Consider the following 18,765-nt stretch of genomic DNA (forward strand, 5'->3'; position numbering starts at 1 on the left):
CGTATCTCGGTTCCGACGCTTGTGGTCGAGGGTGGCTGCGACAAGCTGCTCCCGCCGGGCTGGGCGAAAGAGATCGCCGACCAGATAACCGGGGGGCGGTCGGCTGTGGTCGAGGCGGCCGGCCACTGCCCACAGATTGAGCAGCCGGCAATCGTCAACGAGCTGCTGTTGGAATTCCTGGCAGGTATCGACGAAGGGGCCTGAGCTGCGTCGATGATGACTACGGCGAAGCCGCGGTCGCGTAAGCGCAGGCAGATTCCTGGTAGGACACACTAAGGCAGCACAAAGCTGTCATTAAAGATTCATTCACCTCTGAGGGGTTAGCTGTTAACTATAGGCTCATCGTGCTGTTGCCGAGCCGCAACTCAACGTCAGAGAAGGACCAGAGGAGGGTTGTGAAGGTCAACCGATCTGCCGCTGCGCTGAGCTTGCTGGTCATCGGCATGCTGGTGTTATCGGCATGCGGCGGCAAAGGCGGCACTTCAGCATCGTCGTCTGGCTCAACCCCCCCGTCGGTACCCGTCGATTGCGGTGGCAAGAAGAAACTCCTGGCCAGCGGTTCGACCGCGCAGGAGAACGCCATCGAGCAATTTGTTTACGCCTACATTCGGGCGTGCCCGGGCTACACGCTGGACTACAACGCAAACGGCTCCGGTGCCGGAGTGGAGCAGCTCCTGAACAACGAAACTGACCTGGCGGGCTCCGACAAGCCGTTGGATCCCGCGAAGGGTGAGCTCGACCGGGCACAACAACGGTGCGGTTCGCCCGCGTGGGACCTTCCTGCGGTGTTCGGTCCGATAGCGGTCACCTACAACGTCGTCGGCGTGAGTTCGCTGAACCTGGACGGTCCCACGACGGCCAAGATCTTCAATGGCAGTATCACCACCTGGAACGACCCGGCGATCAAGGCCCTCAACTCAAACGTCAACCTGCCCGCAACGCCAATAAACGTCGTCTTCCGCAGCGATAAATCCGGTACTACGTATAACTTCCAGAAGTACCTCGAGGCCGCATCCGACGGTGCGTGGGGCAAAGGCACCGACGAGAACTTCGACGGGGGCGTGGGGCAGGGCGCCAGTGGCAACGAGGGCACGTCGGCGGCCTTGCGGGCAACCGACGGATCGATCGCCTACAACGAATGGTCCTTCGCGGTGGGCCATCAATTGACCATGGCCCAGATCGTCACCTCGGCCGGTCCGGACCCGGTGACGATCACTACCGACTCGGTAGGCAAGACGATCGCTGGGGCCAAATTCGCGGGGCAGGGCAATGACCTGGTTGTCGACACCTCGTCGTTTTACAAGCCAACGCAGGGCGGCGCCTACCCGATCGTGCTGGCAACCTATGAAATCGTCTGCTCGAAGTATCCAGACTCCGCGACCGGTGCGGCTGTAAAAGCGTTCATGCAGGCGACAATTGGTAACGGCCAAACTGGCTTGGACCAATACGGATACATCCCGATGCCAAGCTCGTTTCAATCGAAACTCGCAGCGGCCGTGAACGATATCTCGTGAGACAAGGAGCACCGAGGGTGAGCAACAGCCAGCCGGATTCGCGGGCGGGGTCGTGGTTTGGACCCTACCGGCTGATGCGGCTGCTGGGCCGCGGCGGGATGGGCGAGGTCTACGAGGCCGAGGACACTCGCAAGGGCCGGACAGTAGCGCTCAAGCTGGTCTCGCCGCAATTTTCCGACGACCCGATGTTTCGCGCCCGGATGCAACGCGAGGCAGGCGCCGCAGGACGGTTGACCGAGCCACATGTGGTGCCGATTCACGACTACGGCGAGATCAACGGCCAGCTGTATTTGGATATGCGCCTGATCGAAGGGGCCAACTTGGCCACCGTGCTGAAACGCAACGGGCCGATGAGCCCGCCGCGGGCGGTGGCAATCATGCGTCAGGTCGCTTCCGCGCTGGACGCCGCGCATGCCAACGGGGTGACGCACCGCGACGTGAAACCGGAGAACGTCCTGATCACCCCGGATGACTTTGCTTATCTGCTGGATTTCGGTATTGCCCGCGCAGCCACCGACCAGGGGTTGACGCAGACCGGGATGGCGATGGGAACCTACAAGTACATGGCGCCGGAGCGGTTCACCGGCAATGAGGTCACCTATCGCTCCGACATCTACGCGCTGGCCTGTGTTTTGGGCGAGTGTTTGACCGGCTCACCACCGTTTCGGGCCGACAGCATCGAACGGCTGGTTGCCGCGCATCTGATGGAGGCTGCCCCGCGGCCGAGCCAGCTGCGCCCCGGACGGATTCCGGCGGCCATGGACGACGTGATCGCGAAAGGGATGGCGAAAAACCCCGACGAGCGTTACCGCAGTGCCGGTGAGCTGGCCAACGCCGCCCTCGACGCGCTGACCGCACCCGAGCAGCACCAGGCCGAGAGCATTTTGCAGCACGGCCAAGACGCCGAGACGATGGCGCGTCCCATGCCGGACGGCAACGGCGCGAACTGGCGACCGCCGGCCCCGGGGCCCGTCGGCCCACCGCCGCTGCGTCCACCACCCCGCGCGCAGCATCCTGATTTCGCCGCCAGCGCCCCCGAGCGCCCCAGCAAACGCAAGTGGTGGATCCTGGCGGGCGTTGCGGTGATCCTGCTCGTCGCCCTTTTCGGATACCTGGTGAGACCGCACTCTGCGGGTCCGGCAACGCAAGCCTGCGGGCAAAACGAGCTGCCGTTCAACGGGCTGAACTTCCGGTTGTCCCCCGGCGGGGTGGCGGTGGACTCGTCTGGTGCGGTGTACGTCACCAACCAAGGCATGTATGGCCGAGTGGTGAAGTTGACGCCCGGGTCGAGCACGCCGACAGTGCTGCCGTTCACCGGTCTGTACCAACCCCAGGCGGTGGCTGTCGACTCGGCGGGCACCGTGTACGTCACCGACTTCAACAACAGGGTCGTGATGTTGCCGGCCGGTTCGAACAACCAGACTCAGCTGCCGTTCACCGGCCTCAATTACCCAGAAGGCATCGCTTTGGATAGCGCTGGCAGCGTGTACGTCGCCGACCGCGGCAACAACAGGGTGGTGAAGTTGCCGGCCGGGTCGAACGCCCCGACCGTTTTGCCGTTCACCGGACTGAACAACCCAGATGGTGTGGCGGTGGACGGGGCCGGCAACGTGTATGTCACCGACACCGACAACAACAGGGTGGTCAAGCTGGAGGCCGGGTCCAACAACCAGACAGTGCTGCCGTTTACCGGCTTGACTGTCCCGTGGGGTGTGGCGGTGGACGGTGCCGGCAACGTCTACGTCAGCGAGCATGACAACAACCAGGTCCTGAAGTTGCCGTCCGGTTCGAATGTCCCTACGCCACTGGCGCTTACCGGACTAAACACGCCCTTACAGCTCGCGGTGGACAGCGCGGGGAACGTGTATGTCGCCGACCGCGGTAATGACAGAGCGATCAAGTTCGTCGTTGCCGGATGTCCCGGGTAGCGGGTCAGCGCCGGCGGATTGCAATCATGCGGTTGGCCGCGGCGGCCATCAGGTAGATCACCGCTACCACGATGATCAATGTCAGCGCGGCGCCCCAAACCCGCAGGAAGCCAGCGTGTTCGGGATTGTTGAGTTCGGTGTAGATCAACAGCGGTAGCGATGCCATGTTGCCGTTGAAGATGTCGACGTTGATGGCGCGGCTATATCCGACCAGCACCAGCACCGGCGCCGTTTCGCCCATAACACGCGCGATCGCCAACAAGACGCCGGAGATGATGCCCGGCATCGCGACTGGAACGACGACCCGCATGATGGTTTTCCATTTCGGAATGCCCAACGCGTAGCTGGCTTCTCGAAGGTCATCGGACACCAGCTTGAGCATCTCCTCAGTCGATCGCACCACGATCGGCAGCATCAGCAACACCAACGCGAGTGACACCGCGAAGGCGCTCTGCTGGAATCCCAGGGTGGCGATCCACAGGCTGAAGATGAACAGCGCCGCCACGATCGAGGGCAGCCCGGCCAGCACATCGACCATGAAGCTGGTGACCCGCGCCAGCCGACTGGAGCGGTATTCCGCCAAGTACACCGCGGTCATGAATCCCAGTGGTACGGCCAGGATTGCCGCCACCCCAGCCTGCGCGAGGGTCCCGTAGAGGGCGTGATAAATCCCGCCGGAAAACTGCTCCGGCAGCACTCCGCGCAGTGAGTGGCTCCACCATCCGGGTTGCGTGATGGCATACCAGCCTCGTTGGACAACAACCCACAGCAGCCAGAACAGCGGCACCAGCGCGATCATGAACGAAGTGAGAAAAAGCAGTCTCGCGACGTTGTCTTTGATCCGCCGCCCAACACTGATGCGCCGAACCGCCAGAGCTTTGACCGGCATGTCGAGGGTGAGGGCGCTCATGTCTTGACCGCCCTGCCAACAATCACGCGGGCGACCGCGTTGACGATGAACGTCAGCACGAACAGTACAAATCCAGCCGAGATATAGGCCCCGGTCGGTAACGGTTCACTGAATTCATTTGCTGCAGAGGCAATTTTGGAGGCGAATGTGTAGCCGCCGTCGAAGAGCGACCAATTCCCGGGATGAGCGGCCGCGCGCAAGATGATCAGTACCGCCACGGTTTCGCCCAGAGCGCGGCCCAGCCCCAGCATCGACGCCGCGACTGCACCGCTGCGGCCGAACGGCAGCACAGTCATCCGTACAACCTCCCACTTTGTCGCGCCGAGTGCTTGCGCTGCTTCGATGTGCGGAGTCGGGGTCTGCCGGAATACTTCTCGCGATACCGAGGTGATGATGGGCAGGACCATCACAGCGAGCACGACGCCGGCGGTGAAGATATTGCCGCCGCCGGCTAAGGAAACGTCGCCGGCCCTGAACAGAAACAGCCATCCCAGGTCGCGGTTGAGCAATGCTTCGATTGGCGCGAGTTGCGGTGCCAGCACAAAAATTCCCCACAGCCCGAAGACAATCGACGGCACTGCGGCCAGCAGATCGACTAACGCTCCGAAAGGGCGTGACAGCCTTGCCGGCGCGTATTGCGTAAGGAACACGGCGATCCCGATCGCAATCGGTACCGCCAAGGCCATGGCGCAGAGTGAGCTCAGCACCGTCACCATGAACAGGTCACGGATGCCGAACGCCAGGTGGTTGCTGTTGGTGGTATCAAATTGCGCGCTGGTGAAGAAATTCGCGTGGTTGGCGCGCAGTGACGGTACGGCATGAATCAGCAGGAAGATCGCGATCAGAGCGATCGCGATCATGATCGTGGAACCGGACAGGGCGGCGACCGACTTGAACAGTCGGTCGCCCCGCCGTGCTTTGGCCTCGTCGCCAGTCGTCAGCGCGGGCGTCGTCACGGTTGACAAGATGGCTCTAGATCATCACGCGATGGCATTGACCGCGGTTGACAGCCTCGACTTGAATGCGTCGGGAATGGGGATATATCCGTTGTCCGCCAAGCCATTCTGGCCGGGACCAATGGTGGCCTGCAGGAATGCCCTCACGGCCGTGCCGACCTGGCTGTCGGGATACTTGGAGCAGACGACTTCATACGTCGCGAGCACGATCGGATAGGCACCCGGCTGCGTGGGCTTGTAGAACGACACCGTGTCGAGCATCAGGTCGTTGCCCTGTCCTTTGATCTTTGCCGCGGCGATGGTCTTGCCGGCCGAATCGGCGCTGATCGACACTGGGTCGGGACCCGCTGACGTGACGATCCTGGCCACGTTCAGCTTCCGCGCTTGGGCGAACGACCACTCGTTGTAGGTGATTGATCCCGGGGTGTTCTTGACGGCCGCCGAGGTGCCATCGTTTTGCTCGGCGCCTTCACCGACACCGCCGTTGAAAGACTTTCCCGTGCCCTTGCCCCATGCACCGTCCGACGCGGCATCGAGGTATTGCTGGAAGTTGTCCGTCGTGCCCGACTGGTCACTGCGGAAGACGACGTGTATTGGCAGTGCGGGCATGGCGGTGCCGGCGTTGAGCGCGGTGATGGCCGGGTCGTTCCACGTCTTGATGGTCCCGTTGAAGATTTTCGCCGCGGTCGGCCCGTTCAGATTCAGCGAGGTCACGCCGGTGACGTTGTAGGTCACCGCGATCGGGCCGAACACCACCGGCAGATCCCAGGCCGGCGAGCCGCACCGCTGCTGCGCTTTGCCGTGTTCATCGTCCTTCAGCGCTACATCCGAGCCGCCGAAATCGGTCTGGTTGCCCACGAACTGATTAATCCCAGCACCCGAACCGTTGGCTGTGTAGTTCAAGGTTTGACCGGAACACGCCTGTTCGAAGGCGTTGACGAACCGGGCCATCGCATTCGCCTGGGCGGTGGACCCGCTGGCCTTCAGCGTCTGCTTTCCGCCGCAACTCACGTTCGCCGCTGACGAACCAGACGAACCAGACGTCGTACCACCTTGACTGGTCGTGTTGGTGTTGTTATTTCCACACGCGGACAGCATCAGCGCACCGGTGGCCAGCACACTCAGCGCGACGCCAAAACGGTTGAGTTTCAAATCGGTTCCTTTGAATGGTCAGGTTGATGACTACTTTCACCGCGCCACCAGGTCAAGACCGACCACGCGATCTTGCCGAGATAGGCGAAGCGTGGCTGCTCTGGGACAACGCCGTGAGGACTCGAAGTAAACAAATCGCGTCACTGAGCCGAACGTAGCATCAGGATGAGGCGGACTGCGGCAACCTGCCTAAATCAATCGCTTGACTTAAGCAACGCTGCGCCGATTAACTCTTCGACATGGTCAACGAACTGGCCGGCAAGGTCGCGATTGTCACCGGCGGTGCGTCGGGCATCGGTGCCGGCATCGTCGAGAAGTTTTTGGCGGAGGACGCTCGGGTGGTGATCGCCGACATTGACCGCGATCGCGGTGAAGATTTCGCCGCCTCGCTGGGCGCCGACGTGGTCTTTCGATTGACCGACGTCTCCGATCCCGATCAGGTCGGTGCGCTGGTCGCAACTACGGTCGACACGTTCGGTGGGCTAGACGTGATGGTGAACAACGCCGGAGTCTCCAGCAGGATGCATCGCAGCTTCCTGGACGACGACCTCGCCGACTTCCACCGCGTGCTGTCGGTCAACCTACTGGGCGTGATGGCCGGGACCCGGGATGCCGCCCGGCAGATGGCAACCAGCGGCGGTGGGTCAATCATCAACATGTCGTCGATCGGCGGCATCCAGGCCGGTGGCGGCGTCATGACATACCGCGCATCCAAGGCGGCGGTCATCATGTTCACCAAATCCGCCGCAATCGAATTGGCGCATTACGAGGTTCGGGTCAACGCCATCGCGCCCGGCAACATACCGACACCGCTGCTGGCCACGACGACAGAGGGACTAGTCCCGAAGAAGGACCCAGCAGAGCTCGCGCGTTTCGAGCATGCGATCCGGGGGCAGATGCGATCCGACCGTCCGCTGAAACGAGAGGGCACACCCGCCGACATCGCGGAGGCCGCGCTGTACCTGGCCGGCGATCGGTCCCAGTACGTGACCGGCACCGTTTTGCCGGTCGACGGCGGCACTGTCGCCGGCAAGGTGATCCGTCGTCGTAACGACCAGAAAGATTAAATCAATCGCTTGACTTAATCGGGATCAGCGCGTTGACTGGCCAGGTGACCACCGCGAAGGCCGGACGCACCGACCGGGCCAGCACTACCCAGGAGGCGATCCTGACCGCGGCCGAGCGGCTGTTCGCCGAGCATGGAGTTTTCGCGGTCTCCAATCGGCAGGTCAGCGAGGCTGCCGGCCAGGGCAACAATGCCGCGGTCGGCTACCACTTCGGCACCAAAACCGATTTGGTGCGGGCCATCGAGCAGCGGCATCGGGTGGCCATCGAGCAGCTGCGGGAGAGCATGGTCGCCGAGACGCTGCAATCGGGGGCCGGCGACGATATGCGGAGTTGGGTGGCGTGTCTGGTACGCCCGCTGACCGATCACTTAGCGGCCCTCGGCAACCCCACCTGGTACGCGCGCTTCGCCGCGCAAGTGATGACCGATCCGGCCTACTACAACATCGTGGTGAAGGATGCGCTCACGTCTGAATCGCTGGTCCAGGTGATCGACGGGATCAACCGCTGCCTGCCCGAGTTGCCGATCGAGGTTCGGGTGGAACGCAACCTGATGGCCCGCAACCTGCTGATGCACACCTGTGCCGAACGTGAAAGGGCAATGGCCGCAGGCGCATCCGTGCCGGGTTCGTCGTGGCAGGCCGCCGCTTCCGGTCTGATCGACGCGGTCGTGGGACTCTGGCTGGCGCCGGTCACCTCGCACGATTAGAAGAAGCTGGCTGTAGAAAATTATGAAAGTGACTGTGGACCAAGACAAATGCGCATCGTCGGGCAACTGCGTGATGAACGCTCCCGAACTCTTCGACCAGCGCGACGATGACGGAGTCGTCGTTCTGCTGAATGAGAACCCGCCCGCCGAACAGGCTGACTACGCCCGCAAGGCCGCCGCGGGTTGCCCCGCACTGGCCATCCACATCGAGGAGTGAGAAGTGTCCGACACCCTCACCGCAACCGAGGCGGTTTCTGACGTACCGGAATATCCGATGGGACGGGCGGTCGGCTGTCCGTTCGCCCCGCCACCGGAGGTGATGGAGCTCGGGGCTGCGCGCCCGCTGTCCAAAGTCAGGATCTGGGACGGAAGCACACCTTGGCTCATCACCGGTTACGAGGAAGTGCGGACGTTATTTTCCGATTCCCGCGTCAGTGTTGACGACCGGCGGCCCGGCTTTCCGCATTGGAACGAGGGCATGTTGTCGACGGTGCACAAGCGGCCCAGGTCGGTCTTCACATCTGACGCCGAGGAGCACACCCGATTTCGGCGAATGCTGTCAAAGCCCTTCACCTTCAAGCGGGTCGAAGGCCTGCGGCCGGCGATCCAGCAGCTCACCGACGAGCACATCGACGCAATGCTGGCCGGACCGCAGCCGGGCGATATCGTCACCGCGCTCGCGCTGCCGGTGCCGTCGCTGGTCATCAGCCAGCTGCTCGGCGTGCCGTATGAGGACGCCGAGATGTTTCAGCACCACGCCAACATCGGTCTCGCGCGCTACGCGACAGGTGCGGACACCGTCAAAGGTGCGATGAGCCTGCACAAATACCTGCGCCAGCTGGTCGAGGCCAAAATGGAGGCTCAGGCTGAAGACGCGGTTTCGGATCTGGCCGAGCGGGTCAAGGCCGGTGAGCTCAGCGTCAAGGAGGCCGCGCAACTGGGCACCGGGTTGCTGATCGCCGGGCACGAAACCACGGCCAACATGATCGGCCTCGGCGTGCTGGCGCTGCTGCAGCACCCCGAGCAGGCGGCTGTGCTGCGTGACACCGACGACCCGAAAGTCGTCGCAAACGCGGTCGAAGAACTGCTGCGCTATCTGTCCATCATCCAAAACGGGCAGCGCCGTGTCGCCGCCGAGGACATCGAGATCGCCGGCGAGGTCATCCGCGCCGGCGAAGGAATCATCATCGACCTGGCGCCGGCGAACTGGGATGCCAACGCATTTGCCGAACCCGAGCGGCTTTACCTGCATCGTTCGGGCGCCGGCCAGCACGTCGCGTTCGGCTACGGGCGGCACCAATGCGTCGGCCAGCAGCTGGCCCGCGCCGAGCTACAGATCGTCTTTCACACGCTGATTCGCCGCATTCCCACATTGGAATTGGCCATGCCGATCGAGGACATTCCGTTCAAGCACGATCGGCTCGCATACGGCGTCTATGAACTGCCGGTGACCTGGTGAATACTGTCGAACAAGTGTGGATCCGATTGGAGAGCCAATGATGTCGCCTCAAACAAGCACCGTCTCGCTTTACCCGCCCGGAGGATTCGGCGCGCCCAAGGAGAGGCACGGCCACGCCGACGGAACCAACGTCGGACTGCCGGAAGGAACCGTGGTTTTCTCTGCGGATAACCATATTTCGCTGGCCGACGACATCTTCTACCAGCGTTTCCCCGAAGCCCTCAAAGACAAGGCGCCGCGGATCTGGTACGAGGACGGCGCCTACCAAGTCGGGCGAAAAGGACAGTCGTTCCTACCCGGCGACTTCAGCGCGGTACTGATGCAATACGACGACCTGCCCGGGGCGGCCAGTACCAACATCGAGGCCCGGATTCAGGAGCTACGCGAAGACGGCGTCGAGAAGGAACTGGCGTTTCCCAACGCCATTCTGGCGCTCTTCCACTACCCGGACAAGGAACTTCGCGAACTGGCATTCCGGATCTACAACGAGTACATCGCCGAGCTGCAGGAGCGGTCCGGTGGTCACTTCTACGGCGCGGGCCTGATCAACTGGTGGGATCCGCAAGGCACTCGTCGCACGCTGTCGGAACTGAAATCATTGGGGCTCAAGACCTTCCTGCTGCCGCTGAACCCCGGCAAGGACGACGAAGGCAACCCGATCGACTACGCGAGCACAACCATGAACGCCGTCTGGGATGAGATCGAAGACTCCGGGCTTCCAGTCGCACACCACATCGGAGAGACACCGCCGAAAAGCCCGTGCGAGTTCAACAGCGTCGTCGTCGGAATGATGATCAACATCGACGGATTCCGGGAAGCGTTCGCCAAGTACATCTTTGCTGGAATCATCGATCAGCACCCGAGGTTGCGGATCGGCTGGTTCGAGGGCGGCATCGCCTGGGTGCCGTGGGCCCTGCAAGACGCCGAGCACCTGGTGGCGTCGTATCAGCACATGTTCAATCGGCCCCTGGAGCATGACGTGCGCTATTACTGGGACAACCACATGAGCGCATCGTTCATGGTCGACCCGCTCGGGCTGAAGTTGATCGACCAGATCGGCACCGACAAGGTGATGTGGTCAAGCGATTATCCGCACAACGAAGGCACATTCGGGTATTCGGAGAAGTCGCTGGCCGCTGTCGTCGACTCGGTCGGCGCCGAGGACGCGGCGCGGATCGTCAGTGGCAATATCACTGAATTCTTAGGCCTTTCAAGGCCTATGGAGTCCACGTGATGACTTCGATCACTTCGTTTCTGGCCGCACCAACGTCTGCCCGCGACATCCCGGACACACCGGATCTCGATCGGATGCGTCGCGAGACCGGCGCGCGGCTGCGCTCGGCGATGGCCGACCACGGCGTGGATGCCTTGCTCCTGCTCGGAAACAACAGTGTCGTCTATGCCACCGGGGTGAGTTGGCCATTGGGTGACGCCGGGTTGTCACACGTCGAGCGTCCGGTCGCAGTGGTGCTCGCTGACGATCCGTATCCGCATGTGTTCCTGCCGTTTCGTGAAGGCGCCGCATCGGAATCGGAGCTGCCCGCCGATCATCTGCACGGCCCGGTGTATCTGGAGTTCGACGAGGGAGTGGAGAACTTCGCGCGGGTGCTCGAGGATCTGGTCCCGGCCAGGGCGGTGCTCGCGGTGGACGAACTGACCGGCGCCATGCGGCGCGCGCAGCCGCGACTTTTCCGGGCCGGACGGCCCGCCGACGCCGCGCCGATTGTCGGCGCAGCCAAGGTCATCAAGACTCTCGACGAGCTGGCCTGCATCCGTACCGCCTGCCGGATCACCGACGAAGCAATGGTCGATGTGCAGGCCGCGCTGGCACCCGGAATTCGCCAGATCGAGTTGTCGGCCGGTTTCATCCGCCGAGCGTTCGACCTGGGCGCGGTGGCCAGCATGCTGGAACCGATCTGGCAGGTGATGCCGCCTTGCAAGGCGGACGGTGTCTGGACCACTCATGGCGATTTGGCGTTGCCGCTGTTGACAACTGAGCGCGAACTGGTTGCCGGCGACGTGCTGTGGACCGATGTCAGCATCACCTACGCGGGCTACTGCTCTGATTTCGGCCGCACCTGGGTGGTGGGCCGAGAACCGACACCGCGCCAGCAAGCGCAATTCACCAAGTGGCGGGAAATCCTCGACGCCGTGCTCGACGTGACGAAAGCCGGCGCCACCGCGGCCGACTTAGGCAGGGCGGCAACGAAAGCCAACGGCGGCACCCGGCCGTGGCTGCCGCACTTCTATCTGGGCCATGGAATCGGCGTGAACGCCGCCGAAATGCCAATGATCGGCACCGATCTCGGTGACGAGTTCGATGAGAACTTCGTCTTCGAGCCCGGAATGGTGGTGGTGCTGGAACCGGTGGTGTGGGAGGACGGCACCGGCGGATATCGCAGCGAAGAGATTGTCGTCATCACCGAGGAAGGCTGGATTCCGTTGACCGACTACCCCTATCACCCATATGGCGATTGAGGTTCTGCCCGACGACCGGACGCTGCGCGCAGGTCGCCGGGAGCGGGCACTGGCCCAGATGGAAAACCACAACCTCGATGTACTGGTACTGGGTCGACAGGCCAACGTGCGGTATGTCTCCGGTGCGCCGCAGCTGTGGGTGGCAGGCACCCGCCCGTTCGCACCGACCTGCGTGGTCGTCCGGGAGACCGGGGCGATCCATCTGCTCAGCACCTGGGACGAGGGGGTTCCCGATGACATCCCGCACGAGAATCTGTACGGCATCGCCTGGAATCCGATGAACACGATCTCGGTGCTGAAGGGCATCGACGGCGCTGCGTCCGCCAAACGCGTTGGCAGCGACGCGCTTTCACCGGGGTTCGCCCAACTGCTGCCGATGGCTTTCCCTAACGCCGAGCTGGTCGACGGTGAGCTGGCCATGCGCGCCGCGCGTCGTATCAAGACCCCCGAAGAGGTGGCGGCGCTTCGCGAGGCCATCCGGGTAGCCGAGGTCGGGTTGGCCGCGGCAGTCGCCGAGCTGCGACCAGGCGTCAGTGAGAAGACGCTGTCCGGGGTCCTGCTGGAGGCCATGGCCGCCGGTGGGGTGAGCACCCCGGCGACTCAGGATGCCGCGTGGGTGACCTCACGCGACCACCCTTGGCGACGGGCGAGTGATGACGGGCGCGTTCAACCCGGCGATTTGGTGGCGTTCTCCGCGGGCGTGCTGGACGGTGGCTACACCGGTGAGGTCGGACGCACCTGGCCTGTTGGCGAGCCAGACGGTGCCGCCGATCTGTATCGGCGATGGGATGCGCTGTGGCACCGGCTATATGAAGTATGCCAACCGGGCGCGTCGGGTACCGACCTGTTGGCCGCCTACCAGGCGGCGGGGGAGCAACTGCCGCCGATGCCTATTGCACGGGGCCTGGGTCTTGGATTCGACCCACCGGTGGTTTCTCAGCACCTGCCGGCGACCGCTGGCCAGGAGCGGCTGGAGGCGGGTATGGTGCTCGCTGTTACCGGTTATGTCTCGCAACGTGGCGTCGGCGCGGTCTTTGGGCGGGAGGCGGTTTTGATTACCGGCGGCGGCCCGGAAATCTTGACGTCAAGCCCGTCAGCCAATATTGCAGTCGGCGCTTGATAATGGCTGAGACCAGCCGGGCGAAGAACGGGTAAGCCGTGCAGCCGGAAGCTGGCCCGCTGAAGTCAGCCAGGCCATTCCGCTGGGTCGTGCCGGCGATGTCGATGAGATCGCCAGCACCGCAGTGTTTCTCGCTTCGGAAATGGCGGGCTATATCACCGGGCAGACCATTTACGTCGACGGGGGGGAACACAGGCCGCTGGCGGTTGGCACCACCACCCCGACACCGGCGACCACGAGTTCGGGCCGGTTAGCTAGTGATTCCACCCTTCGGCTACCTGCTCGTCGAACGTGCGGTCAATGCGCTCGAAGCGGCGGTGGATTGATGCACGGGCCGCCGCGTGTGGCAGCACATACAAGCGGTTGGCTGCAATCGCATCGGCGGTGAGGCGGGCCACCTCGTCGACGCTCAGGCTGTCTTCCTGCGCTGGAACCTGCCCCGGTGTCGCGGTCACCTCGGGCGTGGACGACAGCCCGTAGTCCGCGCCGCGGATTCGTTCCGAATTGGACAGCAGCTTGGTTTCGACGACCATCGGGCAGAGCACCGACACGCCGATGCCGTGGTCTTTGACCTCTCGTGCCAGCGTCTCGGCCAGGCTGACCACGCCATATTTCGCAACGCTGTAGGCCCCGAGGCCGACGTTGGGTACCAGCCCGGCAAAGGATGCGGTGAAGGCGATGTGGCCGCCCGTGCCTTGCTCGAGCAACCTCGGCAAGAACGCCTCGACAGCATGGATGGAGCCCCACAGATCAATGTCGATCACCCAGCGCCAGTCTTCATGCGTCATCTGCGCGATCGGACCTGCGACCACAATCCCGGCATTGCTGAAGACAATGTCGACTTGGCCGAGAAGGCGAAATGATTCTTCCGCCAGGTGAACCACCCCATCGAGCTGGCGGACGTCGCACATCACGGCGTGCGCGTCAAACCCCTCGGCACCCAACCGCGCCACCGCCTGTTCCAGCGCAGGCTTATCGACGTCGGCGAGCACAACACGCGCTCCCCGGCGAGCAAACTCGGTGGCGGTGGCGAACCCGATGCCATTCGCGCCGCCGGTGATAACGGCGGTCTTCCCCGCGAAATGGTCCATGGCGCGAGACGTTACGCGGTGGACGCGAGCGCCCGGCGACAACCCCTTGCCGGCTACTTCAGGCAGCTACCCGCGTCGATGGGCAGCGTGACGCCCGTGACGTAGCGCGCCTCGTCGGATGCGAAAAACAGCACCGCATTACTGACGTCTTGCGGTTCCACCCACGGAATCGGCAGGGTGTGGAACAGCTGACAAATGGGAGCCATGTCGTCCGGACCGGGATTCTCCAGATCCGGGCGGAACATCTTGAAGGTGCCGTCGTTATGCAGCATGGGTGTTTTCACGTGGGTCGGGTGCACCGAGTTGACGCGAATCATATGCTGCCCCAACTCAACCGCGAAGGCACGCATCAGCCCGACAACCCCGTGCTTGGCCGCGACGTAGTGGCCGGTGTGTGGATAGGCTTTGAGTCCGCCGACCGAGCTGGTCAGGATGATCGAACCGCCCCGGCTGCCTGCAAGCAGATGCGGCACACCGGCTTTCACGGTTTTCCACACCCCGGCCAGATTGATGTCGATCATCTCTGTCCAGTCTTCTTCGCTGGTTTTGTCCAGGGTGTCGCCGCCGTTGCCGATACCCGCGTTGGCCACGATGATGTCGAGCCGGCCGAGCTGCTCCACACCGCTGTCCAGCGCGGCTTTCAGTGCGTCGTAGTCCCGCACATCCACTTCGGCGGTGAAGATCCTGCGATTGTGACTCTTGACCAGGTCGGCGGTCTCCGCCAGATCCTCGGGAGTCGACGCCGGGATCGCGGTGTCCACAACGCCGTCGCGGATTGGCTTACAGATATCGATCGCAATGATGTCGGCGCCCTCCTGCGCCAACCGCACCGCGTGCGAGCGGCCCTGTCCACGGGCTGCGCCGGTGATGAACGCGACCTTGCCTTCGACTCGACCCGCCATCGTTACCTCATTTCCTGATTTGTATTTGGTTCAACCCAGAACCGCCGGCATCGCCTCCCAGCCACGCACGGTGGACGTCGGAGACCACGTGGCGCCGCTGAGGTCGACCTCCCATTCGGGGAAGCGCTTCAAGATCTCCTCGAGTGCGATCCGCCCCTCCAGCCGTGCCAGTGCCGAGCCGAGGCAGTAGTACGTCGTACGGGTCGTAATAGACACCGTCGGGAGCAGTGACTGTCACCGGGCTTCGCCTCTCGCCGCAACCGCATTGTTGGTAGCTCTAAGCATCTGCGGCAACTCTGTCATCGGCGGCCTGCGGGTGTCAATGTGGAATCCGTTTTCGCTACCTATAATTCTCGCTTATAGAGAATCTGATTCTCATCACCGGCGTCGCGAAAACCCAGCAGTGAGAGAAAATGCAGTTCTCGGGCTAGTCGCCGACGAACCCGCGCGAGCAGAAGTCCCACACTTCGTCGGCGGTGATGGGATGCACCGTCGCGTCGTCGGGGCTTCCGCTGGACTGCGCAATGAACATGACCGTCTGCATGGTCATGGCGGCCATCCGCTTTGGATTGACGCTGTCGCGCAGCTCCCCGGCCGCGCTGGCTGCTTCCATCAACTCGGTGAGCAAAGCAACAAGTGGTGTGTGAGCCACCTTGACCTCTGCCGGATGCGAAACCAGCAACCTCGGCGCGAAGTCGGTGAACAACGGCCTTTTGGCCGTCGGGTCGGGTCGCGAAGCCTCGAACAGCAGCTCGACGGCGACCCGCAACCGGTCGATGGGGTCGGAATGGTTCGCTGTGGCGGCGCGAATTTGGTCGGCCGACCGGCTCAGCGCGTCTTCGAACAGGGCGAGTAGCAGTTCATGCTTGCCGTCGAACTGCAGGTAGAAGCTCCGCAACGACTGCCGGGAGCGGTCGACGACCTCTTGGACGGTAAAGTCCGTGCTGCCCTTCTCGATGATGATGGCCTGGGCCGCGTCGAGAAAGCGTTGAACGCGTTGGGCTGCCCGCAGTTTGGCTGTTTTGATGGACCGCTCGACAGCACGTTGCTTCCAGGCCGGCTCTTCGCTTGGGCTGGTCACCGTGGACTCAGCTGATTGCCGCGAGGGGAGAACATGATTGGACTCTACCGGAGAACGCCGTGTCATTGCTGAGCCAGACCCCCTCACGGGACGACGTGTCTGAGATTGTAACTTTCTCGCCGCGAGAATACTATTCTCTTGCTGCTCTCCAGGGAAGCAGAACGCCAAAGAGCGACGGAGAAGTAGGCAATGTAGCTGGTCTGCGGCTTGCCGGGGGACTAGAGATTCGCCAGCCGCGGTGCACATCGCTTAACCCGCAAGGCCGCCCCGGCCGCCCGGGTCAGTTCGCGTGAACTGCCGAGCATGCCATCCAACACCAGCGAACGCTTGACGTGGCGGTGCAGCTCGTGCTCCGCGGTGAATCCGATGCCGCCGAGCACCTGCTGACAGTGCCGTGCCGCGGTCAACGCCGCTTGGCCGGCCGCGGCCTTGGCGAGCAGGAAGCTTAGATCGTCGGGCTCAGCGGCGGCGGCAACCAGCGTGGCCTCCGCGCCTTCCACGGCAACCAACGTCTCGGCCAGCCGATGCCGGATGGCCTGGAACGAGGCGACCGGCCTGCCGAATTGCACGCGGTCCAACGCGTGCTGGCGGGCCAGTGACAGCATGGTGCGGCTGGTGCCCACCAGCCACCAGCCCAGCGCGTGCCGACCGGCGGCGAGCGGCACCGAATCGCCTTGGGCCACACGGTGTATCGGTAGGCCATCGCCCAGCGCCGAGGTGGCCTGGTCGGTGCGTTCCCAGATGACCCAGGAGCCGCCCGCGAACGGCAGCGGGACCGTACCCCCGCCGTCTCGTCCGGCGGCGCGCAGCACCACGTCGTTGAGCACGGGTGCATGAGCGCCGGTCTCACCGAGTAGCCGGAACACCAAAGGAATTGCGGTTTCGGGCATTTCGTCGAGCATGTGCAGCCAGCCCAAATCCGTCAACGCCTCGTCGAGTTCGCGGCCCGACGCCGCGGTCATGGTCTTCCGCAACGCGTCTTCCAGCAGATGCAGGGACTCGGTATCCACCCTCAATCCTTGCCCAAGTCCAATAGCCGGCGAGCGATGATATTGCGTTGGATCTCGGCAGTGCCGCCGTAGATGGTCGCCGCGCGTGAGTACAGGTACTCGGATCGCCACGGCGTGTCGTCCAGCTCGAGCGTGCCGGGTAGCAGGTCGCGCACAGTGTCGAACATCTGTTGCTCGGCGGTAGCCAGTAAGACCTTGTCGATAGAGGTCTGCGGCCCGAGTGGCTCTCCGCTCGCCAACCGGTGCTGGGTGGCACGAGACCGGCAGCGCAAGGTGTGCAGCGCCAAATAAGCTGTGCCGAGCTCATATTCGTCTGGTTCCTTCGCTTCGGCGATCAGTTCGTCGAAACGTGCGTACAGGTAGGCGATTCGCTGCCAAAAGCAGGTGGAGCGTTCATAGGGCAACAGGTCCATCGCAAGCCGCCAGCCGTCCCCGGGCCGGCCGAGCATGCGTGCTGCAGGCACCACCACATCGTCGAAGTAGACCTCGCAGAATTCGTCGACTCCGTGCATCGTGCGCAGGGGTCGAATGGTGATGCCCGGCGTATCCAGGTCGACGAAGAACGCGGTAATTCCAGAGTGGCCGGGCGCGGTGCGGGTGAGCACGACGCACCGCGTCGAGTACTGCGCGAAGCTGGTCCAGACCTTCTGCCCGTTGATAATCCAGGCTTCAACTCCGTTACCCTTCGGCAAAGCACGAGTGGTCAACGACGCCAAGTCGCTGCCGGAGCCCGGTTCGGAAAACCCCTGACACCACTGCTCGCGACCGCTGAGCAGCCGCGGCACCATCTCCGCTGCGAGCTCCGGCGGCGCGTAATCGATCATCGTGGGCGCGAGCACCTCGACCATCGAATAGGGACCTGGCTCGGCGAGGCGGCGGCCCACCACTTCCTCGCCGACGATCGCGCGAAGCATTGCGGGCCCGCCCAATCCGCCGACTTGCGCGGGCCAGCCGTATCGCATCCAGCCGGCGTCGTAGAGTGCAGAATGGACTCGGGCCAGCTGCTTGATGTGGCCTTCTAGCGAATGGTCCGGCCCGGGGGTCAGGTCGTGCTCGTCGAGCCAGGCCCGCAAGTCCGCCCGGAACTGCGCGACGTTCACGCTCGGTCCGATGGCCCGACTCTCCCCCGCGAGCGGGAGGTGCCCCCACCTCCGGCCTCGGCCGGCATCGTCGTCGGGCGAGGCCTGCCCACCGCGTGCGGGCGGCCGGAGTCATGCGCGCCGCTACGCCGAATGAACGTCATGGCACGGGTTTTCAACCGCCAGCCGTCGGACGTCCGCACATAGGTGTCGTTGTAATAGCCGATCCGCATGTCATGGGTAGCGTGGTCGATGAAGCACAGCGGTTGGGTTCCGGTGGCGGTGTCGCCGGAGAGCTCGATCACCGGAGT

General features: G+C 63.5%; 19 protein-coding genes and 2 pseudogenes. 11 read left to right on the forward strand and 10 right to left on the reverse strand.

All coding sequences use genetic code 11. The annotated features are described in order from the left end of the window. From WAN71_RS10400 to WAN71_RS10410, 3 genes are all read left to right on the forward strand, one after another. Positions 1-204 (forward strand): alpha/beta fold hydrolase (locus tag WAN71_RS10400; protein ID WP_422225253.1); only part of this gene is annotated, 204 nt, incomplete at its 5' end. 191 nt (positions 205-395) lie between these two features. After that, the gene (gene pstS, locus WAN71_RS10405; protein WP_422225254.1) at positions 396-1,514 is read left to right on the forward strand and encodes a phosphate ABC transporter substrate-binding protein PstS; all 1,119 of its coding nucleotides are present in this window, start codon (positions 396-398) and stop codon (positions 1,512-1,514) included. Positions 1,515-1,531: 17 nt separating this feature from the next. Continuing rightward, entirely contained in the window at positions 1,532-3,442 is a 1,911-nt protein-coding gene (locus WAN71_RS10410; protein ID WP_422225255.1) for a protein kinase domain-containing protein, read from the forward strand. Positions 3,443-3,446: 4 nt separating this feature from the next. Here the strand turns inward: WAN71_RS10410 and pstA are convergent, their stop codons facing one another. Genes pstA through pstS (WAN71_RS10425) form a run of 3 tightly spaced genes read right to left on the reverse strand, consistent with a single transcriptional unit; the run spans position 3,447 to position 6,460 of the window. Then, complete coding sequence (gene pstA / locus WAN71_RS10415) at positions 3,447-4,352, reverse strand: phosphate ABC transporter permease PstA (RefSeq protein WP_422225256.1); 906 nt, start codon at positions 4,350-4,352, stop codon at positions 3,447-3,449. Continuing rightward, positions 4,349-5,320, reverse strand: a complete 972-nt coding sequence (gene pstC / locus WAN71_RS10420; protein WP_422225269.1) for a phosphate ABC transporter permease subunit PstC — start codon at positions 5,318-5,320, stop codon at positions 4,349-4,351. The genes pstA and pstC overlap by 4 nt, the downstream gene beginning before the upstream one ends. A 12-nt stretch (positions 5,321-5,332) precedes the next feature. Then, the gene (gene pstS / locus WAN71_RS10425) at positions 5,333-6,460 is read right to left on the reverse strand and encodes a phosphate ABC transporter substrate-binding protein PstS (RefSeq protein WP_422225257.1); all 1,128 of its coding nucleotides are present in this window, start codon (positions 6,458-6,460) and stop codon (positions 5,333-5,335) included. 239 nt (positions 6,461-6,699) lie between these two features. On the opposite strand from pstS (WAN71_RS10425), the gene WAN71_RS10430 reads away from it, so the two are divergent. The 8 genes and pseudogenes from WAN71_RS10430 to WAN71_RS10465 all read left to right on the forward strand — a co-directional run. Then, positions 6,700-7,527: an SDR family NAD(P)-dependent oxidoreductase gene (locus tag WAN71_RS10430; RefSeq protein ID WP_422225258.1), complete on the forward strand. Its 828-nt coding sequence runs from the start codon at positions 6,700-6,702 to the stop codon at positions 7,525-7,527. Between the two features lie 44 nt (positions 7,528-7,571). After that, positions 7,572-8,234, forward strand: coding sequence for a TetR/AcrR family transcriptional regulator (locus tag WAN71_RS10435; protein WP_422225259.1), 663 nt, complete (start codon positions 7,572-7,574; stop codon positions 8,232-8,234). 22 nt (positions 8,235-8,256) lie between these two features. Continuing rightward, positions 8,257-8,451, forward strand: coding sequence for a ferredoxin (locus WAN71_RS10440; RefSeq protein ID WP_422225260.1), 195 nt, complete (start codon positions 8,257-8,259; stop codon positions 8,449-8,451). 3 nt (positions 8,452-8,454) lie between these two features. Continuing rightward, the gene (locus WAN71_RS10445; protein ID WP_422225261.1) at positions 8,455-9,693 is read left to right on the forward strand and encodes a cytochrome P450; all 1,239 of its coding nucleotides are present in this window, start codon (positions 8,455-8,457) and stop codon (positions 9,691-9,693) included. 151 nt (positions 9,694-9,844) lie between these two features. Beyond that, positions 9,845-10,927, forward strand: a complete 1,083-nt coding sequence (locus tag WAN71_RS10450) for an amidohydrolase family protein (RefSeq protein ID WP_422225270.1) — start codon at positions 9,845-9,847, stop codon at positions 10,925-10,927. Then, entirely contained in the window at positions 10,927-12,171 is a 1,245-nt protein-coding gene (locus tag WAN71_RS10455) for a M24 family metallopeptidase (protein ID WP_422225262.1), read from the forward strand. Before WAN71_RS10450 ends, WAN71_RS10455 begins: the two co-directional genes overlap by 1 nt. After that, entirely contained in the window at positions 12,161-13,291 is a 1,131-nt protein-coding gene (locus tag WAN71_RS10460) for a M24 family metallopeptidase (protein WP_422225263.1), read from the forward strand. Before WAN71_RS10455 ends, WAN71_RS10460 begins: the two co-directional genes overlap by 11 nt. A 61-nt stretch (positions 13,292-13,352) precedes the next feature. Further along, a pseudogene (locus WAN71_RS10465) lies at positions 13,353-13,549 on the forward strand (SDR family oxidoreductase); the annotation flags it as partial. On the opposite strand, the gene WAN71_RS10470 reads toward WAN71_RS10465, so the two are convergent. The 7 genes and pseudogenes from WAN71_RS10470 to WAN71_RS10500 form a co-directional block, all read right to left on the reverse strand. Then, positions 13,546-14,382, reverse strand: a complete 837-nt coding sequence (locus WAN71_RS10470) for an SDR family NAD(P)-dependent oxidoreductase (protein WP_422225264.1) — start codon at positions 14,380-14,382, stop codon at positions 13,546-13,548. The pseudogene WAN71_RS10465 and the gene WAN71_RS10470 overlap by 4 nt on opposite strands. 53 nt (positions 14,383-14,435) lie before the next feature. After that, a complete protein-coding gene (locus tag WAN71_RS10475) occupies positions 14,436-15,284 on the reverse strand; it encodes a mycofactocin-coupled SDR family oxidoreductase (RefSeq protein WP_422225265.1) in 849 nt (282 codons plus the stop codon). 30 nt (positions 15,285-15,314) lie between these two features. After that, positions 15,315-15,479 (reverse strand): annotated as a pseudogene (locus WAN71_RS10480) (cytochrome P450); the annotation flags it as partial. A gap of 232 nt (positions 15,480-15,711) precedes the next feature. Continuing rightward, on the reverse strand, positions 15,712-16,365 hold the full coding sequence (locus tag WAN71_RS10485; protein WP_422225266.1) for a TetR/AcrR family transcriptional regulator: 654 nt from the start codon (positions 16,363-16,365) through the stop codon (positions 15,712-15,714). Positions 16,366-16,583: 218 nt separating this feature from the next. Further along, complete coding sequence (locus tag WAN71_RS10490; RefSeq protein ID WP_422225271.1) at positions 16,584-17,327, reverse strand: acyl-CoA dehydrogenase family protein; 744 nt, start codon at positions 17,325-17,327, stop codon at positions 16,584-16,586. Positions 17,328-17,377: 50 nt separating this feature from the next. Next, positions 17,378-18,475, reverse strand: a complete 1,098-nt coding sequence (locus WAN71_RS10495) for an acyl-CoA dehydrogenase family protein (protein ID WP_422225267.1) — start codon at positions 18,473-18,475, stop codon at positions 17,378-17,380. Further along, the coding region (locus WAN71_RS10500) for a nuclear transport factor 2 family protein (RefSeq protein ID WP_422225268.1) at positions 18,472-18,765 on the reverse strand (294 nt) is incomplete at its 5' end. The genes WAN71_RS10500 and WAN71_RS10495, both read right to left, overlap by 4 nt.

Source organism: Mycobacterium sp. (assembly GCF_049280035.1).
Lineage (GTDB): Bacteria > Actinomycetota > Actinomycetes > Mycobacteriales > Mycobacteriaceae > Mycobacterium.

Excerpts from the sequence above, each read along its gene's own strand:
- WAN71_RS10475 (WP_422225265.1), bottom strand. The coding sequence starts at position 15,284 with ATGGCGGGTCGAGTCGAAGGCAAGGTCGCGTTCATCACCGGCGCAGCC.
- WAN71_RS10430 (WP_422225258.1), top strand. The coding sequence starts at position 6,700 with ATGGTCAACGAACTGGCCGGCAAGGTCGCGATTGTCACCGGCGGTGCG.
- WAN71_RS10470 (WP_422225264.1), bottom strand. The coding sequence starts at position 14,382 with ATGGACCATTTCGCGGGGAAGACCGCCGTTATCACCGGCGGCGCGAAT.
- pstA (WP_422225256.1), bottom strand. The coding sequence starts at position 4,352 with ATGAGCGCCCTCACCCTCGACATGCCGGTCAAAGCTCTGGCGGTTCGG.
- WAN71_RS10490 (WP_422225271.1), bottom strand. The coding sequence starts at position 17,327 with ATGACCGCGGCGTCGGGCCGCGAACTCGACGAGGCGTTGACGGATTTG.
- WAN71_RS10460 (WP_422225263.1), top strand. The coding sequence starts at position 12,161 with ATGGCGATTGAGGTTCTGCCCGACGACCGGACGCTGCGCGCAGGTCGC.
- WAN71_RS10440 (WP_422225260.1), top strand. The coding sequence starts at position 8,257 with ATGAAAGTGACTGTGGACCAAGACAAATGCGCATCGTCGGGCAACTGC.
- WAN71_RS10455 (WP_422225262.1), top strand. The coding sequence starts at position 10,927 with ATGACTTCGATCACTTCGTTTCTGGCCGCACCAACGTCTGCCCGCGAC.